Annotated in this window: 12 protein-coding genes; 8 read left to right on the plus strand and 4 right to left on the minus strand. The window is 65.6% G+C overall.

Features of this window, described 5'->3' with window-relative positions; genetic code table 11:
* Positions 1 to 26: 26 nt before the first annotated feature.
* Entirely contained in the window at positions 27 to 935 is a 909-nt protein-coding gene (locus RBB42_RS04225; protein ID WP_305968260.1) for an AAA family ATPase, read from the plus strand.
* Positions 936 to 944: 9 nt separating this feature from the next.
* On the opposite strand, the gene RBB42_RS04230 is transcribed toward RBB42_RS04225, so the two are convergent.
* Positions 945 to 1,583, minus strand: coding sequence for a hypothetical protein (locus RBB42_RS04230; RefSeq protein ID WP_305968261.1), 639 nt, complete (start codon positions 1,581 to 1,583; stop codon positions 945 to 947).
* Positions 1,584 to 1,677: 94 nt separating this feature from the next.
* Between RBB42_RS04230 and RBB42_RS04235 the strand changes: the two genes are divergently transcribed.
* The 5 genes from RBB42_RS04235 to RBB42_RS04255 all read left to right on the plus strand — a co-directional run bounded on the left by RBB42_RS04235 (position 1,678) and on the right by RBB42_RS04255 (position 8,567).
* Positions 1,678 to 2,931, plus strand: a complete 1,254-nt coding sequence (locus RBB42_RS04235; protein ID WP_305968262.1) for a vWA domain-containing protein — start codon at positions 1,678 to 1,680, stop codon at positions 2,929 to 2,931.
* A gap of 99 nt (positions 2,932 to 3,030) precedes the next feature.
* Entirely contained in the window at positions 3,031 to 4,725 is a 1,695-nt protein-coding gene (locus RBB42_RS04240; protein WP_305968263.1) for an OmpA family protein, read from the plus strand.
* A gap of 251 nt (positions 4,726 to 4,976) precedes the next feature.
* Positions 4,977 to 6,626, plus strand: a complete 1,650-nt coding sequence (locus tag RBB42_RS04245; RefSeq protein WP_305968264.1) for an OmpA family protein — start codon at positions 4,977 to 4,979, stop codon at positions 6,624 to 6,626.
* 174 nt (positions 6,627 to 6,800) lie between these two features.
* A complete protein-coding gene (locus RBB42_RS04250) occupies positions 6,801 to 7,778 on the plus strand; it encodes a hypothetical protein (RefSeq protein WP_305968265.1) in 978 nt (325 codons plus the stop codon).
* Positions 7,779 to 7,790: 12 nt separating this feature from the next.
* A complete protein-coding gene (locus RBB42_RS04255) occupies positions 7,791 to 8,567 on the plus strand; it encodes a tetratricopeptide repeat protein (RefSeq protein ID WP_305968266.1) in 777 nt (258 codons plus the stop codon).
* Between the two features lie 236 nt (positions 8,568 to 8,803).
* Here the strand turns inward: RBB42_RS04255 and RBB42_RS04260 are convergent, their stop codons facing one another.
* Positions 8,804 to 9,241: a hypothetical protein gene (locus RBB42_RS04260; protein WP_305968267.1), complete on the minus strand. Its 438-nt coding sequence runs from the start codon at positions 9,239 to 9,241 to the stop codon at positions 8,804 to 8,806.
* Between the two features lie 148 nt (positions 9,242 to 9,389).
* Here RBB42_RS04260 and RBB42_RS04265 point away from each other — a divergent pair, with 148 nt between their 5' ends.
* Complete coding sequence (locus RBB42_RS04265; RefSeq protein ID WP_305968268.1) at positions 9,390 to 10,325, plus strand: DUF7638 domain-containing protein; 936 nt, start codon at positions 9,390 to 9,392, stop codon at positions 10,323 to 10,325.
* A gap of 98 nt (positions 10,326 to 10,423) precedes the next feature.
* On the opposite strand, the gene RBB42_RS04270 is transcribed toward RBB42_RS04265, so the two are convergent.
* Positions 10,424 to 12,043, minus strand: a complete 1,620-nt coding sequence (locus RBB42_RS04270) for a peptide chain release factor 3 (protein ID WP_305968269.1) — start codon at positions 12,041 to 12,043, stop codon at positions 10,424 to 10,426.
* Between the two features lie 364 nt (positions 12,044 to 12,407).
* Between RBB42_RS04270 and RBB42_RS04275 the strand changes: the two genes are divergently transcribed.
* On the plus strand, positions 12,408 to 12,785 hold the full coding sequence (locus RBB42_RS04275) for a nuclear transport factor 2 family protein (RefSeq protein ID WP_305968270.1): 378 nt from the start codon (positions 12,408 to 12,410) through the stop codon (positions 12,783 to 12,785).
* Here RBB42_RS04275 and RBB42_RS04280 read toward each other — a convergent pair.
* Positions 12,782 to 13,792, minus strand: coding sequence for a Hint domain-containing protein (locus RBB42_RS04280; protein ID WP_306043601.1), 1,011 nt, complete (start codon positions 13,790 to 13,792; stop codon positions 12,782 to 12,784). The genes RBB42_RS04275 and RBB42_RS04280 overlap by 4 nt on opposite strands.
* Between the last annotated feature and the right edge of the window lie 22 nt (positions 13,793 to 13,814).

The following is a 13,814-nucleotide window of genomic DNA, read 5'->3' on the forward strand; positions in this document are numbered from 1 at the left end:
GGGAAACCGGGGGCAGGAGGACCGCCATGACATTGCCTGCATCAATCGACGAAGTTCAGGAAACGCTGGGCGCCACAGGCTATGTCTGTGGCCGGGCGCTGGCCACCGTCGTGTTCCTGTCGCTGCGCCTTGGCCGGCCCCTGTTCCTCGAGGGCGAGGCCGGGGTCGGCAAGACCGAGATCGCCAAGGCGCTGTCCGCTGCGCTGGGTCGGCGGCTGATCCGGTTGCAATGCTACGAGGGGCTGGATGCCTCCAGCGCGGTCTACGAATGGAATTTTCCGGCCCAGATGATCGCCATCCGCACCGCCGAGGCACAGGGCAGCGCTGACCGCGACGTGCTGAACCGCGAACTTTTCGGCCCGGACTTCCTGATCGAACGGCCCCTGTTGCAGGCGATGCGCCCGGATGAGAACGGCGCGCCGATCCTCTTGATCGACGAACTGGACCGCACCGACGAACCCTTCGAGGCGTTTTTGCTGGAGGCGCTCAGCGATTTCCAGGTGACCATCCCCGAAATCGGCACCATCGCCGCGCCGGAGCCGCCCATCGTCATCCTGACCTCGAACCGTACGCGCGAGGTGCATGACGCGCTCAAGCGGCGCTGCCTCTATCACTGGGTCGACTACCCCGGCTTCGACCGCGAGGTGGAAATCCTGAACGCCCGCGAACCGGATGTCTCCGAGACACTGAGCCGCGAGATCGTGGCCTTTGTGCAATCCCTGCGGACCGAAGACATCTTCAAGAAGCCGGGGGTGGCGGAAACCATCGACTGGGCGAAATGCCTGCTGGCGCTGGACGTGGTGGACCTGTCGCCCGAGGTGATTAGCGACACCCTGGGTGCGATCCTGAAATACCAGGACGATATCGCCAAGATCGAGGGCGGCGAGGCGAAACGCATCCTGGACGAGGCCAAGGCCACCATCGAGGCGGCGTGACCGCAGGGCCTAGTCGCCGGGTGGCGTGGCCTGTTCCGGGTCATCCGGCGCGGGCTGCCTGGCCCTGAGGGCGACCAGGGGCGGAACGACGATCACGAGTGTCAGGGCGGCGGCGGCTACGAGAAAGACGACCAGCATGAGGGTGAAATAATTATCGACGAAAAGGGCGGTCAGACTGCGGGCGTCGAAGAGAAGCAGCGCCTCCGGCGCGGTTTTCGAGGCGGTATAGTAGAACTCCAGCGGCACGCCCTTTGCCGCCGGGGTCTGGCGTACCGAAAGCGCAACCACGGCGCCGGGCACCAGGTTGGCCCTGATCGTGGCCTCGCGCGGGCTGGCTTCGAGCGTGACATTCGTGGGCGAGACCGGGGGCGTCCGGTCAATCACGGCAAAGGTGCCGGAGGGGTGTGCCATGAGACAGTCCTCGCGCCCATCGGTGCAGGCGATTTCGAACCGGGCATCCGCCACCACCTGCGCCAGCGAGACGTTCTTGAGCCGCAGTTTGGCGGTGCCGTCTGTGGATTGGCCGAAATGATAGGTCACGACCGGTTGGCTGCGGATCTCCGCGATGACGGTCGAGATGTAGAAACCGATGACCGACAGGATGACCGCGAGGATGGCCGGCGCCTGCTGCGAGGTAAAAAGGTTCATCGAACGTCTCCTGACAGGGCCCGGTCCCCGCAGGCCGAGGCTATCACCGCAACGTCGCCTTGTCTTGGGCGGACAGATAGCGAAGAGACCCGCCATGCCTGAATACCTGCCGCTCGAAATCCCGGAAAACCCGCGCCTGGCGCAGAACATCATCCATTTCGCGCGCGCGCTGCGGCGGGCGGGCCTGCCCGTGGGGCCGGGACGGGTGATCGACGCCATCCGCGCGGTCGAGGCGGCAGGCTTTACCGAGCGGATGGATTTCTACTGGACCCTGCACGCCTGTTTCGTGAACCGGCCCGAACATCGGACGGTCTTTGCCCAGATCTTTCGCCTCTACTGGCGTGATCCGCGCTTCCTGGAACACATGATGTCGATGATGCTGCCCGCCATCCGCGGCGTGCAGGAGGATCGCTCTGCCGTGGCTGCCGAGAAACGGGCGGCGCAGGCTCTGTTGGCCGACCAGATGCCCGAGACCCCCGTTCAGGACGAGGAAGAAGAGGAAGGCACCCAGATCGAGGTTGACGCCTCGATGACCATGTCTGCCGAGGAAAAGCTGCGCAGCCTCGATTTCGAACAGATGTCGACAGAGGAAATCGCCCAGGCCAAGCGGATGCTGGCGGGGCTGACCCTGCCCGTGAAACCGATCGAGAGCCGCCGCCTGATGGGATCGCACCTTGGCCACCGGATGGATGCGCGCAAGACGATCCGCGACGCGCTGCGCAAGGGGGGAGAGATCCAGTCCATCGCCCGTGCCAAGCGGCGCCCGCGCTGGCCGAACCTGGTGGTGCTTTGCGATATATCCGGCTCGATGAGCCAATATTCCCGCATGGTGCTGCATTTCCTGCACGCGGTGGCGAATGAAAAGGGGCAGGGCTGGGCCAAGGTCCACGCCTTCACCTTCGGCACGCGACTGACCAATATCACCCGGCACCTGGCCACCCGCGACGTGGACGCGGCGCTGAAGGCGGCCGGCGCCGAGGCGCAGGACTGGGAGGGCGGCACGCGGATCGGCGCCTGCCTGCACGACTTCAACCGCGACTGGTCGCGGCGGGTCATGGGGCAGGGGGCGGTGGTGCTGGTCATCACCGACGGGCTGGATCGCGACGACGCCGGCGCGCTGGAAAAGGAGATGGAACGGCTGCATCTCTCGGCGCGGCGGCTGATCTGGCTCAATCCGCTGTTGCGCTGGGACGGGTTCGCGCCCAAGGCGACCGGCATCCGGGCCATGCTGCCCCATGTGGACAGTTTCCGCGCCGGCCATTCCATCGCCTCGCTGGAGGACCTGGCCGAGGCGATCTCGCGGCCCGACGACCTGGGCGAGAAGGCGCGACTGATGAAGCTGCTCTAGGCGGGTTGCCGCCTGTCCTTGCAATCCGGGGGAACCCGGGTCCGGGCTTCGTGCGTTTCCTGTCCAAGCCCCGTGTGGGCGCAAGGAAAGGAGACTGCCATGACCCCCATTCGCAACGCCACGGCGCTGGCCGGAGCGCTGACGCTCGTCTTTGGAGGGAGCGCGATGGCGCAGGGGCAGGACGGTGCCAATGCCGCCAAAGGTCTGCCCCCGGCGCAATTGGAACTGCTGAGCGGTATCTGCCAGGTCGGTGGCAACCTGCCGGACGGTCTGACCTGCGAGGATGTGGCCGCAGCCCTGCAAGACAAGGACGGCGGCAAGGACAAGTCTGATCAGGCCGACGCGGACCCGGCGGCTGACCCGGCCGATGCGCTGAAGCCGGCCCAGCCCGCGCCGCCCGAGACGGCCGACGTCCCAAAGGCGCCTGAAGCGGCAGAACCGGCCGAGACGCCGGAGCCCGAGGTTGCAGAGCCGGCGGACACACCGGAACCCGAGGCCCCGGAAACCGCGGATGTGCCGAAAGACCCGGCCCCCGAGGCAACAGAACCGCCCGAAACAGCCGATCCCGGCGATGTCCTGGTGCCCGAAGAACCCGAGACGCCAGAGCCCGCGCCCGAGACCGCGGAAGCGCCAAGAGCCCCGGCCCCCGAGACGCAGGATCCGCCCGAAGCCGCCGAGGCGGCGCCCGCCCCGGAGCGGCGTGATCCGCAGGCCCAGGTCGATGCCTTGCGCCGCCTGCTGGAAGGTCCTCCCGCCGCGGCGGCTGCCAATCCGCGTGACGATGGTGAATTGGTCGAGGAAAAAGTCGACGAGGACGATGTGCGTCGCTCGGACGAGGATTTCCGCACCGGGCTGGACGGCACGGTGAAACCGGGCGCCGAGGCGCGCAAGGACGGGGATGACGACGACGGGCTGGAACCCTGGGCCAAGGCGGCCCTGCTGGGTCTTGGCGCCGTGGCCCTGTCCGAGATCCTCGACGAGGACGATCGCGTGGTTTCGAACTCGGGTGACCGGGTGGTTGTCGAGCAGGACGGCCAGTTCCGCGTCCTGCGCAACGACGACGTCCTGCTGCGCCGCCCCGGGGCCGAGGTCGAGACGCGCCGGTTCGACGATGGATCGACCCGCACCCGTGTCCGCTACGAGGACGGCTCTGTGGTCGAGACGATCCGCGCCGCCGACGGTCGCGTCCTGCGCCGGGTGCGCAGCTTGCCTGACGGCACCGAGGTGGTTCTCTTCGATGACACCGAGGCCAGTCCCAGGGTGGAGGTCAGCGAACTGCCCCGGGTGACCGAGCGCAATCGCATTGACTATCGCGACACCTCGGCGGATTCGCTGGCGCGGGCACTGGCGGCGACCGGGGCCGACGGCGTGAACCGCAGCTTCTCGCTGGCGCAGGTGCGCAATATCGACGCCGTGCGTCACCTCGTCCCCGAGATCACCGTGGACACGATCAACTTCGAGACCAACTCGGCGGCGATCCGTCCCGAAGAGGCACAGGCGCTGGCGGCGCTGGGCGAGGCCATGCGCCGGGCCATCGCGGAAAACCCCGGCGAGGTCTTCCTGATCGAGGGACACACCGATGCCGTGGGCAGCTTTGCCTATAATCTGGCGCTGTCGGATCGCCGGGCGGAATCCGTGGCCCTGGCCCTGACCGAGTATTTCGCCGTGCCGCCTGAGAACCTGGTCCTGCAGGGCTATGGCGAGGGCGACCTGCTGGTGCGCACGGATGAGGCGGAGCGCGCCAATCGCCGCGCGGCCGTGCGGCGGATCACGCCGCTGCTGTCGGCGCGCTGATCCGCATACCGAACCCAATTCAGGACCCCCGGCAGAGCCTCTGCCGGGGGTCTTTTGTTGCGGGTCTGGAATACCTCCGTTGTTCGAAAGCGCCGGACGCGGTTTCATGACGCCACGTCACCAGACCCGCTGCCGAGAATATTTTGACCATCGCTGGCCGCCCCGCGGGGCAGGGCCGCGCATTCGGTGCAGGGACTGGTTCGACAAAGACTTTGTGTCCGTCCACGCCTTTGCTGGAAAGGAATTGCCGAATGAAACGCCTCCTCCTCGCCTCGGCTGCGCTTGGCCTGCTGTCGGTGACCTTTGCCGGACCTGCCGCGGCCCAGAATTTCGACCTCAAACAGCTGTGCAATCCCGCGCTGGGTATCAAGTGCGGCACTGGCAACGGCACCGTCCGCCGGGTGCCGCAGGTCAAGAAGACGCCTCAGGTGATCGTGCAGCCGCCGAAAAAGACCGTGCGCACCCCGAAAAAGACCATCCGGGTGCCGCAGGTCATCGTAACCCCGCAACAGAAAAAGCGCCCGGCGCAGGTCGTCATCCCCAAGCAGGTGAAGCCCAAAGTGCGGGTGCCCGACGTCCAGATCGTGCGCCCGAAGGGCAAGACGCCGACGATCCGCGTGCCCAGCGGGGTCATTGCACCAGGTGTCAAGGTGCCGGACGTCAAGATCGCCATCCCGCCCAAGACCCGCCAGCCGGGCATCAAGGTCGCGCCCGGTGGCAAGGTCAAGGTCAAGCCCGGTGCGGTGGACCTGGACGCGCTGCGCAAGCAACTGGCCAAGGACATCGTCGGCGGCAAGCCCTCCGGCGGGGTCAAGATCGTGACGCGCCCGGGCAAGACCGTGCGCCTGCCGGTCGGCCGCATCGACCTTGGGTCCAGTCAGCGGCAGGCCGATATCGTGGCCCTGCGCGATGTGGCCAAGGTGGCTGCCGCCGTCGGCATCGCAGCCGGTGCGGTCAAGGTGCTGGACCGGACGCTGACCGCCGAGGACGTGCGTCGTTCGTCCGAGGATTTCGACAAGGTGGCCCGCCAGATCGGCATCCGGACCGGTACGCTGGACTTCCGAAGCGTGGATCTGGGCAAGGTCCTGCAGAACGGCGACCGCGTCATCACCAACAGCGGTGACCGCATGGTGGTGCAGAACAACGGCGTCATGCGCGTGTTGCGCAACGACGACGTTCTGTTGAACCGCCCGGGCACCAACGTGCAGACCTTTCAGTACAAGGACGGGTCCACCCGCAACGTGATGCTCTACCAGGATGGTAGCCAGGTCGAGACGGTGCGCGCACCGGACGGGCGCGTGCTGCGCCGGTCCTCCATCGCGCCGGACGGGACCGAGGTCGTGCTGTTTGACGACACCCAGCAAAGCGACCAGGTCGTCGTCACCAACCTGCCAGAGGTCAAGGGATCCAGCGTCGTCGCCTACCAGAGCGACAGCGACGTGAACGGGGCGCTGGGTGCCGAAACCACCGTGGACGCGGGGCGCCAGTTCTCGTTGGCGCAGGTGCGCGACATCGACGCCGTGCGCAAGATGGCACCGGGGATCAACATCGACACGATCCACTTTGCCTCGAACTCTGCCGCGATCCGGCCCGACGAGGCCGAGGAACTGGCGGCGCTGGGATACGCCATGCTGGAGGCGATCGCGCTGGACCCGGGCGAGGTCTTCCTGATCGAGGGGCACACGGATGCGCGCGGGCAGGAGGCCTATAACCTTGCCCTGTCGGATCGACGGGCTGAATCGGTCGCCTTGGCCCTGATCGAGTACTTCGGTGTGCCGCCAGAGAACCTGGTGCTGCAGGGCTATGGCGAAAGCGACCTGCTGGTCGTGACCGACCAGGCGGAACAGGCCAACCGCCGCGCCGCCGTCCGCCGGATCACCCCGCTTTTGACCGACACCTGATCCATTCCGATCCCCTGTTCAAAGCCCTTTCCTTGCGGAAGGGGCTTTGGCGTTGCCGGCTTTCCCTCATGGCCGATCGTGCTTCGACGGACGACATTTTGTCGCCTTTGACTTGCATCAACGCGATTCCCTGCAATTTCCTGCAGAGTTCTCCCGACCGATAGGGAGGCCGTCATGTCGTTCTGGAGAATCGTGAAGTCGTTCCTGAAAGGGTATGAAAAGGGTCAGGAGTTCGACGAGAAATACGACGCTTCCGGCAATGTTGCCGATTGGCTGTTCAAGAAAACCCACCCCGACGACCCGCGCAGCAAGGGTGAGGCCATCTACAAATATGGCGAGACCGAGATCCACGGTCCGCACACGCCCCAGACCTACGACAAGGCGCGGCTGGCCCCAAAGAGCGGGCGCGACGCAGCCGGGATGCAGGAAATGGTCGACGGACCGGATGAGGCCGCCGGGGCGCGCAGGGTCGACCCGAGGCCGCCGGAAGGTCCCTATGTCTCGGCCACGGACGAGTTGCCGTCATCGACCATCACGCCTGTCGCGGACGTGGACGCGTCCGAAGGTCTGGAACTTGCGGTCGATCCAGGGGCAGGAGGGGATGCGGATTTGCCCTCGTCGACGATCACCCCGGGCGCTGACTTGAACTACGGCATGGTCATGCGCGCGCTCAACGATGCCGGATACGACCTGGACCTTGATGATGTCGACGACGGCGGCGCAATGATCGCGGCCGCGAACCTGCGGGGCGGCGCGACGCCCTTCGGGCGCGGCGCCGTTTCCGGCCGCCAGCCGCTGGACCCACTCGTGGCCGAGGCTGTGTCTTGGGCCGCGTCCCAGCAGCGTGCGGAAGGCGTTTACGGAACCGCCGACCTGCTCGAACGGACCGAACAGCGTATCCAGACCCTGATGACCGCGGGCGAGTTTCCCAGCGTGGATCAATTGCGCTCTCTCGGGGACATGCTGCGCGAAAATGGCCCCGATGCACAGAACCGGCTGCCCAATGACATCATCGACGCCGAGATGGCAGGGGGGCTCGGGCCCGGCCCGCTGATCCCGGCTGAACCCGAGGCCGATGACGCCCCTGATGCGCCACAGCAGCCGGACGCGATGCCGAACTTCGAAGCGCCGCCCGACTTTTTCCGGAAGTGAGGAGGGCGGAGGATGAGGACGCAGAGAACCCATGACACTGCCGACCTGTTGTTGGGCGCCCATGAATGCCTGATGGCCGATGACCTCGCCGGTGCGGATGCCGCCATTCAACAGGTCTTTCGCCGGGATCCTACGAACCTGAAGGCGCGGGCGCTCTTCGGCCTTTGCGCTGCGCGCGCCGGGGATCCGGAGACGGCCCGGCAGAATGCCGAGTGGGTGTTGGCCCAGGCGCCGGATGACGCGATTGCAGGCCGTACCCTGGATCTGTTGCGGCAGCGGACCGCGCCCGCGCAGTCGGCCGGACCGGTCCGCGCTGCGGGGGTGGCCCGGCCCGCGCCCAAGCATCCAAAGCCCTCTCGGACGGGGCCCGGCTGGCTGCGCAGCATCGTTTTTGTCCTGCTGGGGGCGATGATCTTTCCGATCCTTTTCATCGTTGCCGTCAATCTCACGAGCGAGTTGCACGGCGGTTACATCCGCGAAAGCGATATCGGCGGACTCATCCTTGTGCTGGTCGTGGTGGGCGGGGTGATTGGTCGCTGGCTGGCCGGACGAGGCCGCAGAGCTGCTCCCCGGGGGCAGGTGCGCACCGCCAAGCGCGCAGGGTCGGGATTCATCCGGGGGCTGTTTCGCATCATCCTCTGGCTGGCGCTGTTGGCGGGGGGCGCCTTTGCCGGCTGGTTCGTTGCTTCCGGTGGTGGCCGCGAACCGGATGCAGGTGTGATCGGTGCCATCGTCGGCCTGCTGATTTCCCAGGCGATCCAGGTCGTCCTCTCGCCACGCCGTCGCTAGTGCCGCCGCGATTGCAAGGAGCATTCTGAAATCCGCTTCTAATTGGTCCCGCCCTGGTCTGGATCATCCGCAGATCTGGCATTCCAATTTCGAGGCCGCGCCATGGAAACGCAATGCCGTGGCCTTCCTCGGCGGCTTCGTCGTGCTCTGTGGCGCGCATCTGTACCTAGGACACATGATGTCGGGGATGGTTCAGACCGCGTTCAGCGGCCACATCATCCCCGGGGCGGCGGTCTTCAGTCGATCAGCACGCCTTCGGTGACAAAGACCGCGCGATAGGTTTCCGGGCTGTCGTCGAAGTTCAGGGTTCCGCGCACGGTGACCTTTGTCGCCTCGGGAACGTCGGGCATGGGGCGCTTCATGCTGACTTCGAGCGAGGGGCCATATCCGTTCTGTCCGCAGAATGGACAATCGGCGGGGTCCGGCACCAGCAGGAAGGTCGAGACATAGGCCTGCGCCTCGACCGGGACGTAATAGCCCGTGACCTCGAAGTCCTGCGCCCGGGCGCGCAGAGCGTCCGGAATGGTCTTGGCCACGGACCACGAGGTCTCTGTCTCGGTCTCCTCGTACTCGATCGCGCTGATCAGGTCCCAGGGGTTGGCCTCGGCCGTACAGGGGGCGGACAGGCAGAGCGTGGCGGCGTGGAAGCCGGCGATGAGATTCATCATGGTCATGGGGCGGAAGATAGGCCATGTGCCGCGCCCACGCCATGCCGTTCACCCGCCGTAGCAGATGGTTTGGCAAAGAATTGCGCGCCGGTGCCTTCCATGCCCCGGTTTGCCTTCGCTATAGCGTGGAGTGGCTTGGAGGGTGAGGCAGGGCATGAAGGCATCGGAACTGACACGGCGGCAGGCGACGCGCACAATCGACGGGCTGTCCTTTCCGGTGATCCAGAGGATCGGCGACTATCACCTCGTGGACATGACCGTTTTCGAGGACGGGCTGATCGAGGCGCCGGACCTGATGGACCTGGCCATGTTCGAGGAGGACGTCCGCAAGGGGCGGGTCCGCACCTCGCTCCCGGATGGAGAGCCGTTGCGCCTGGGACGGGCCGGCCTGCTGGACCTGGAACAGGGGAGCTGGACCCTGACTTCTGATGCGCTGATCGAGCAGGTCTACGGCCTGTTGGTCGAACTCAATCCCGGCCTCGACAACCTGACAGACCTGCAAGGCAGTGCCAGCCATGTCGTTGACGGGCGGCTGCGCTGGAAACAGAACCGCAGCCGTGGCGCGCCCTGGTGCGAGGCAGAGCCGGACAGCGACAGTGACCGGCATCCGGGCAAGTGGCTCTGGGCCTTCGAGAGACGCGCGGAAAGCATCGACCTGGTGCAGCTGATCCTGTTCCGGAACGATGCGCTGACGGTCACGGGCAGCGGCGGCACACGGGCCGTATCGCTTGAGGATTTCGAGGTGGAGCTGGGGCAGGGCCGGTACGATTTCCCGCGCGAAGGCGACAGGGTGACGATACGGGGCCTTGGATCTGCCACCTGCGCCTATGCAGCGCCGGGGCCCTGTTCCGGTGAGGCGCTGATTGGAGAATTGCGGGAAAGCGGGCGCGAACTGAGGGGAGAGCCGACAAGTTTCCATGTCTGCCGCGCGGCCGCGGACGCCTATTGGGCGGACCCCACAGAAGCAAACCTGGAAACACTGCGGCGGACCTACGAGGCCGTGCCGCCCCACCTGCGCCGTTACTGCGGCGACATGGACGACAAGGACATCCCGATCCGCAAGCTGCTGTATGGCGATAGTGCGGTGTGAAGGTCCGTGCCCCGGGAATGGAGAGGTGTGGGCGGTGATCCTTCCCTGACGGAAAGGACACCTTTGCCCACCGTAACTTTCGCGATGGGACGCGAAAGTTACACCATCATCTCCTTGGTCGCGCTCAGGGTCACGTCGGGGTAGTCGCGCTCGATCCGGTCGATGTCCCATTGCAGACGCGTCATGTAGACCACGTCGCCGTCGTTGTCGTAGCTGATGTGCTGCTTGTTGGCGTTGATGAATTTCTCCACCGCCGCCTTTTCACCCGTCACCCAGCGGGCGCTGGTGAACTGGGACGGATCGAACCGCACCGGCAGGCCGTATTCCATCTCGATCCGGCTGCCCAGAACCTCGAATTGCAGGGCCCCCACGACGCCCACGATAAAGCCCGAGCCGATCATCGGCTTGAACACCTTGGCCGCGCCTTCCTCGGCAAACTGGAACAAGGCCTTTTCCAGGTGCTTGGCCTTCATCGGGTCGCCTGCGCGCACGCCTTGCAGAAGTTCAGGTGCGAAGCTGGGGATACCCGAAACCTTGAGCATCTCGCCCTCGGTCAGCGTATCGCCGATGCGCAACTGGCCGTGGTTGGGAATGCCGATGATGTCGCCGGCCCAGGCCTCTTCCGCCAGTTCACGGTCCGAAGCGAGGAAGAGAACGGGGTTGGAGATCGCCATCGGTTTCTTGGTGCGCACATGGGTCAGTTTCATCCCGCGGGTGAAATGCCCCGAGGCAAGCCGGACAAAGGCCACGCGGTCGCGGTGTTTGGGGTCCATGTTGGCCTGCACCTTGAAGACGAACCCGGCGACCTTCTTTTCCTCCGGCGCAATCTCGCGCGGGGTGGCGTTCTGGACCTGCGGTTCCGGACCGTATGTGCCGATGCCGTCCATCAGTTCCTTGACCCCGAAAGAGTTGATCGCCGAGCCGAACCAGATCGGGGTCATGTGCCCCTCAAGCACCGACTGCGGGTCCAGCGCGGGCAGGAGTTCGCGCGCCATCTCGACCTCTTCACGCAACTGTTCCAGCAGGTTGGCCGGGATGTGTTCGTCCAGCCTCGGGTCGTCCAGTCCCTCCATCGCGATGCTTTCGGCCACCTTGTTGCGGTCGGCGCGGTCCATCAGTTCCAGCCGGTCGTTCAGCATGTCGTAACAGCCGAAGAAATCGCGCCCCATGCCGATGGGCCAGCTTGCGGGCGTCACGTCGATGGCCAAGTTCTCCTGGATCTCGTCGATGATCTCGAAAGTGTCGCGCGCCTCGCGGTCCATCTTGTTGCAGAAGGTCAGGATCGGCAGGTCGCGCAGGCGGCAGACCTCGAACAGCTTGCGGGTCTGGCTTTCGACACCTTTCGCCCCGTCGATCACCATGACCGCCGCATCCACCGCCGTCAGCGTGCGGTAGGTATCCTCGGAAAAGTCCGAGTGGCCGGGCGTGTCCACCAGGTTGAAGCGAAAGTTCCGGTCCTTGCTGGCAAAGTCGAAGGACATGGCCGAGGCCGAGACGGAAATGCCCCGGTCCTTCTCCATCTGCATGAAGTCCGACCGCGTGCGCCGCGCTTCGCCCTTGGCACGCACCTGTCCGGCCATCTGGATGGCACCGCCATACAGCAGGAATTTCTCGGTCAGGGTCGTCTTGCCGGCATCCGGGTGCGAGATGATCGCAAAGGTGCGGCGGCGGGCGATTTCCGCGGGCAGATCGGGGCGGTTCGAGGGCGTGTCCAACATGGGGGCGGATATAGGCGAGGCGCGAGGCGGGGGCAATCGGGCGCGCGCCGGTGCCTGCGTTTTCCCACCAACTGGACTCTGACCGGGTGCGCACCTTTGCCTCTTGCCATTTGGGGGCAGCCGGCGCGTCATGTGTCATTTGCACTGTGACAAATTTTTGGGGGGCTGATCGCCTCCGTTGCGGAAAGCGCCTGGGGCTTTAGCAGGGAAACTGAAAACCCGGATCGGTTCGGCATCTTGCCCCGATGCGGGGCAATTGCAGCGCAAGGCCGGGCGTGATCCGGTGCCGGAACTGCAGCGATTTGTCTTGCTCCGATTACATTGACGTGTCAGTGTGAACGTATGGTGAACATCTGGGGGTGACATGGATTTCAAGACAATTGCTCAGGAACTCGTCGCGGGGTGCCGCGAGGGGCGCGAACTGGAGAACCTCGACAAGCTCTATGCCGCCGACGCCGTTTCAGTCGAGGCCATGACGATGCCGGGTGCCGACAGCGCCGAAACCCACGGGTTGGACGGGATCAAGGGCAAGCACGCCTGGTGGTTCGAGAATTTCGAGGTGGTCGAAGCGGTTGTCGACGGACCTTACGGCCACGGCGATAGCAGTTTCGCGGTCATCTTCGACATCAAGGCAAGGAACAAGGCCACGGGCGAAGTGGACCCCATGAAGGAGGTCGCGATCTACACCGTCGCCGACGGCCGGATCGTGCGTGAGGAGTTCTACTACGACACCGGCGCCTAACCGCCGGACGACTTGCGCAGCACCTCGGCCGCGTCGGGGCGGGCCAGCAGTTGCTCCTCGACCTCCAGCGCCCGGGGATCGCTGCGGCGATGTCCGGGCAACAGGTCGGCAACTTCGAGATCCTTGGGCAGGGCGGCGCGGGTGCGGGTGTCCACCAGCATGGATTCCGCAGCGATTCCTTCGGCATAGATGATCTGATGCGCGTCAAAGAGCATCTGGTAGTAGTCCACGAAACCGCCCTCGCGGCGGGCCACGGTGTCGCCGTTCACCAGGTGGCGCGCGCGGACCAGCAGTTCCGAGCGACCGGCGCCCAGGTTGTCGCGCCGCTGGTAGATGAAAAGCCGGTGATCGGGGGACACGAGCAAATCACGGGTGTTGTTCAACACGCCTTCGCGGATGCAGATCGGGGCAAAGGCGCCCACGGCGCGCACCGTCTGGTGGCCGATCCAGCGGATCGGCTGGGGGCCGTCGTCGCGGGTCAGGATGCGGTCGCCGACCGTCAGGTCTTCGACCGCGCGCTGTGCACCATTGGCAAGCGTGATCATGGTGCCGGCGGTGAAGGAAACGCAGGAAACCTGGGCATAGCGTTGCAGGGCGCCTTCTCGGTCCACGCCGACCAGCACATAGTCGGCCCGCGCGGTCATCGGCGCCAAGGGCATCAGGTAGACCTCTGCCGCATGGCCCTCGGCATCTGTTTCGACCAGCACAAGCGCCTCTGTCGTCTGCCCGTCTCCGGACATGAAGGTCACGCAGCAATCCAGGTGCAGGTCGGCCCCGGCGGACCCCAAGACGCTATTGGCGGAGATGCGAAAAGGCGGTGTCGCCCCGGTGTCCACGCCCAGCGGTTTCAACGCCGCAAGCGGCGAGAGACGATAGATGTCGTCATGCACCAGTTCCTCGGCAAAGCAGATGGCATCGCCCTGGTTGGCACCGTTCACCACCCGCAGCGCATCGGCGCGGTAGACTTGCAGGCTGTGCGTGGCGCGGGCGGGATCGGTCTCAGGCATGGGGCTTTCGCAAGCGGATGGT

It is taken from the genome of Mameliella sp. MMSF_3455 (assembly GCF_030733205.1).
Classification (GTDB): domain Bacteria; phylum Pseudomonadota; class Alphaproteobacteria; order Rhodobacterales; family Rhodobacteraceae; genus Antarctobacter.

Excerpts from the sequence above, each read along its gene's own strand:
- RBB42_RS04280 (WP_306043601.1), bottom strand. The coding sequence starts at position 13,792 with ATGCCTGAGACCGATCCCGCCCGCGCCACGCACAGCCTGCAAGTCTAC.
- RBB42_RS04260 (WP_305968267.1), bottom strand. The coding sequence starts at position 9,241 with ATGACCATGATGAATCTCATCGCCGGCTTCCACGCCGCCACGCTCTGC.
- RBB42_RS04270 (WP_305968269.1), bottom strand. The coding sequence starts at position 12,043 with ATGTTGGACACGCCCTCGAACCGCCCCGATCTGCCCGCGGAAATCGCC.
- RBB42_RS04275 (WP_305968270.1), top strand. The coding sequence starts at position 12,408 with ATGGATTTCAAGACAATTGCTCAGGAACTCGTCGCGGGGTGCCGCGAG.
- RBB42_RS04235 (WP_305968262.1), top strand. The coding sequence starts at position 1,678 with ATGCCTGAATACCTGCCGCTCGAAATCCCGGAAAACCCGCGCCTGGCG.
- RBB42_RS04225 (WP_305968260.1), top strand. The coding sequence starts at position 27 with ATGACATTGCCTGCATCAATCGACGAAGTTCAGGAAACGCTGGGCGCC.
- RBB42_RS04265 (WP_305968268.1), top strand. The coding sequence starts at position 9,390 with ATGAAGGCATCGGAACTGACACGGCGGCAGGCGACGCGCACAATCGAC.
- RBB42_RS04245 (WP_305968264.1), top strand. The coding sequence starts at position 4,977 with ATGAAACGCCTCCTCCTCGCCTCGGCTGCGCTTGGCCTGCTGTCGGTG.
- RBB42_RS04230 (WP_305968261.1), bottom strand. The coding sequence starts at position 1,583 with ATGAACCTTTTTACCTCGCAGCAGGCGCCGGCCATCCTCGCGGTCATC.
- RBB42_RS04255 (WP_305968266.1), top strand. The coding sequence starts at position 7,791 with ATGAGGACGCAGAGAACCCATGACACTGCCGACCTGTTGTTGGGCGCC.
- RBB42_RS04240 (WP_305968263.1), top strand. The coding sequence starts at position 3,031 with ATGACCCCCATTCGCAACGCCACGGCGCTGGCCGGAGCGCTGACGCTC.
- RBB42_RS04250 (WP_305968265.1), top strand. The coding sequence starts at position 6,801 with ATGTCGTTCTGGAGAATCGTGAAGTCGTTCCTGAAAGGGTATGAAAAG.